Raw genomic sequence first — 3,983 nt, 5'->3', positions numbered from 1 at the left:
GACATTTTTGAAAGCTCTATGCGCGGCGACAGATTCACAAATAAGTGTATATTTAAACAATCAATTAAAAAACAAAAAACAGGCACACCAGCAAAATGCCGCACTCGCTTTATGTAGTGGCCTGTTACCCAACATTTAAGACAAACATCGAGAATGATACGAAATTATTGGAATGAAGAATGGAAAGAGATTGAATTTGATGATAAAATTTCCGAAAAAGAGAAGTTTAAAATATCAAATTACGGTCGAATAATAAACTGCAAAACGGAGGAGGAATTTATTGTAAAAGAATATTTCATAAACGGATACCAAAATTTACCTGTGAAACAAAAAAAAAATGGAAAACAAACAAGCAGATACGTTCATAAACTTGTTGCGGAACATTTTCTTGAAAAAAATAACGGAATTTGTGTTATTCACTTGAACTATGACAAAACTGACAATAGAATAGAAAACCTAAAGTGGGCAACGAAACGAGAAAAGGAACTTCATCAATTTAGCCATCCAGATTGGGAAGAAATCGTTAAAAAAAGGAGTAAAAATATTGGTAAATTGAACGCGGGAAAAGTAAAAATTATCAAACGTCAATTAAAAAATAAAAAAAACAGACTGAGTATGATTGCGAAACGTTTTGGAGTTTCTGATATGCAAATTCACAGAATAAAAACTGGCGAAAATTGGAGTTCTGTAACCGAATAAAAAAACGTTGGGTAACAACGTATATAGCTCATAGCTAATTAGTTGCTTAATAGAAGTTAAGGCATATTTGGAAGTCCGCCAAATTTTTAAATTTGACTTATTGAAAAGAAAAGGTAGTAAGAAAATTAAAAAATTCGGCTCGTGCTTATCCGAAAGGTTATCGCTAATTTGCACGCTACGAGCCATATACAAAACCGTTCTCTACAAGCTAAAAGCCACAGCTAAAACAGCACATTTATTTTTCCAAACGCATCACCCAAAGCTGAAAAAATAAAAGAGCTGTTTCTGCCTTTGCGCTCGAGCAAGTTTGTCTACAAAAGAATGTGAACAAAAAAACGCACAAACCGAACAAAGCGTAAAAAACTTTTTTAACTTGTGAAGTTGAAATCACATTGATATGATAAAAGAGAGAATTGATATAGAAAACATTGACGGACAGCTATTTGAAATTAAAATAGTTGAACCTGATAATTCTAAACCAGCTTCTTTTACACATTATTTGCATAATCATAAAAACGGTGTTTCGCAGTTTTACAAAAAAGATGCACTTGCTTTCGTAAAAGAAAGATTGACTAAAGAATATCCGACTGAACAAATCACGAACAAAGTCGCGGAAGAAGCACTTCAATATTTGATTTTCGACCTAAATAAATCAATACCTTTTCCAGCACCAGAAAAACCAAAATTCAAATTCATTGACCTTTTTGCAGGAATTGGTGGTTTTAGAATGGCATTACAAAATCTTAATGGGAAATGCGTTTTTACAAGCGAATGGGACAAATACTCAAAGCAAACCTACAAAGCTAACTTTGGCGAAATCCCATTTGGCGATATAACTAAAGATAAAACCAAAAGTTATATTCCAGATAATTTTGATGTGCTTTGCGCTGGATTTCCTTGTCAAGCATTTTCAATTGCAGGAAGGCGTGGCGGATTTGAAGATACTCGTGGAACACTATTTTTTGAGGTTGCAGAGATTATAAAAAAGAAACAACCAAAAGCAATCTTTCTCGAGAATGTAAAAGGCTTAAGAAATCACGATAAAGGAAAAACATTATCGACAATTTTAAATGTACTACGAGAAGATTTAAATTATTATGTGCCAGAGCCACAAATCCTAAATGCCAAAGAGTTTGGCGTTCCGCAAAATAGAGAACGTATATTCATTGTTGGTTTCCGAAAAGATTTGGGAATAACGGATTTTCAATATCCTGAACCAACAAAAAAAGAAGTCGTTTTAGATGATATTTTAGAGCAAGAAGAAGTTTCAGTAAAATATTATCTATCTACAACTTATGTTCAGACTTTAAAAAACCACAGAGCTCGACACGAGAGCAAAGGAAATGGTTTTGGGTACCAAATTATCGCAAATGATGGAATCGCTAATGCTGTAGTTTGTGGTGGAATGGGAAGAGAACGAAATTTAGTTTTAGATGATAGATTGACAAATTTCGTTCCCGTGACTCACATTACTGGCGAAGTTAATCGAGAAGGAATTAGAAAAATGACACCACGAGAATGGGCAAGATTACAAGGTTTTCCAGACGATTTTAAAATTGTAGTTTCTGACGCTCAAGCATATAAACAATTTGGAAATTCAGTTGCAGTTCCAGCAATTCAAGCGACAGCGGAAAAAATAATTGAAAAACTTAACTGCAAATGATTACAGGAAATAAAGGCGAATGGAGTGAAATTTATGCTCTTTTCAAATTATTAGGCGACAAACAACTATTTCTGGGCGATAAAGACATTGAAAGACTTGAAGGGTTAGTTTACCCAATTATCAAGATTCTGCGTTCAGAAAACAATGGCGACTTTGAATACTCTATCAAAGACGAAATCATATTAATTTCAGGCGATGAACAAGTTTTGAAAATTCCAATAGAACAATTCAAAATCAAAGCTCTGTTTCTTCTCAATGCAATTAAAGAAAATCGAGAAAGAACATTTTCTGTTCCAGAAATTGAAGACTTTATGCAATCGATAAATTGCATTTCCTTAAAAGCAAGTTCGTCAGCTAAAACGGATATTACAATAGTCGTTCACGACCAAAGAACGAACCAACAACCAACTTTGGGTTTTAGCATCAAATCGCAATTAGGAAGTCCTTCTACTCTATTAAACGCTGGAAAGACAACTAATTTTATTTTCAAAATAAATGGAGTTGACTTTACTGACAATCAAATTGATGACATTAATTCGATTTCTTCTCGAAGTAAAATAATGGATAGAATTTCAGAAATTCAAGCTAATAGTGGCTCATTTGAATTTGTGAAAACAGAAAGACAAATATTCTCTAATAATCTTGTTTTAATAGATAGTTTGTTACCACAAATTCTATCTCAAATTGTATTTGACTTTTACTCGAGTGAGTATTCTCATTTGACAGATTTAGTAAATCAAACTTCAGACAAAAACCCTTTAGAATTTGATGTTGAAAACGAACATAAATTTTACGAATATAAAATAAAACGCCTCTTAACTGATGTTGCGCTCGGAATGATGCCTTCGAAAGTTTGGAGCGGAAAATATGATGCGACTGGCGGATATTTAATTGTCAAAGAAAATGGCGATGTTTTGTGTTATCACATTTACAACAGAAATGAATTTGAAGATTATTTGCTGAATAATACAAAACTCGATACTGCAAGTTCATCAAGACACGGATTTGGCGAGATTTATAAAGAGAACAACGAATTCTATTTTAATCTAAACTTGCAGATTAGGTTCACGAAATAGCCAACGCTACGAGTCATACACTTTCACAGTCGCGCCATCCAAGTTACGCCCAAACTGTAAAAGAGTATGTCTCTGCCAACGCTGAAAACCAATCTGAACGCAGAAAGCCAGTAGAGAACAATGTATATAAAAAATAGGGCGATTTTGGCTTAATCGAAAGGTAGTTGCGTGTTTACAATGCCACCACATTTTTAATTTTGTATTTTTATAACTGAAAAGTTAAAAAAGAAAAATTAAAAATATGGCTCGTGGCTCAACCGAATGAAAACAGCTTACTTACTGCCCTACTTTTCATATACCAAACCGTGGCGGCTGATTGCCCAAGGGCTTGCAGTTCACGATAAAATAAGCTACACAAAAGGCAGTTGCATACTTGGTAATTACCGCAATCGTATGGCTACGCTTCAAAATCGGTTTAAGAGCGATTGTAAGCGCTATAATCAAGGATCTGGCACAGATAGATCATAGAGCAAATCTGCTAGGATTTTAAAGCTCCCACCCTACTCAATCAGCCGCCACAGGCCACTACTCAAAAATGCCTAAAG

3 protein-coding genes are annotated in these 3,983 nt (G+C 34.2%); all 3 read left to right on the top strand.

Features of this window, described 5'->3' with window-relative positions; genetic code table 11:
• Positions 1 to 153: 153 nt before the first annotated feature.
• Positions 154 to 699: an HNH endonuclease gene (locus ACFO5T_RS14000; RefSeq protein WP_380035624.1), complete on the top strand. Its 546-nt coding sequence runs from the start codon at positions 154 to 156 to the stop codon at positions 697 to 699.
• 397 nt (positions 700 to 1,096) lie between these two features.
• A complete protein-coding gene (locus tag ACFO5T_RS13995) occupies positions 1,097 to 2,362 on the top strand; it encodes a DNA cytosine methyltransferase (protein ID WP_380035621.1) in 1,266 nt (421 codons plus the stop codon).
• Entirely contained in the window at positions 2,359 to 3,438 is a 1,080-nt protein-coding gene (locus ACFO5T_RS13990; RefSeq protein ID WP_380035618.1) for an HpaII family restriction endonuclease, read from the top strand. The genes ACFO5T_RS13995 and ACFO5T_RS13990 overlap by 4 nt, the downstream gene beginning before the upstream one ends.
• Positions 3,439 to 3,983: the final 545 nt, after the last annotated feature.

It is taken from the genome of Dokdonia genika (assembly GCF_042652845.1).
Taxonomy (GTDB): Bacteria; Bacteroidota; Bacteroidia; order Flavobacteriales; family Flavobacteriaceae; genus Dokdonia; species Dokdonia donghaensis.
Note: the sequence above shows the minus strand (reverse complement) of the source record. Positions and strands in the feature narration are given on the sequence as shown.

Excerpts from the sequence above, each read along its gene's own strand:
- ACFO5T_RS14000 (WP_380035624.1), top strand. The coding sequence starts at position 154 with ATGATACGAAATTATTGGAATGAAGAATGGAAAGAGATTGAATTTGAT.
- ACFO5T_RS13995 (WP_380035621.1), top strand. The coding sequence starts at position 1,097 with ATGATAAAAGAGAGAATTGATATAGAAAACATTGACGGACAGCTATTT.
- ACFO5T_RS13990 (WP_380035618.1), top strand. The coding sequence starts at position 2,359 with ATGATTACAGGAAATAAAGGCGAATGGAGTGAAATTTATGCTCTTTTC.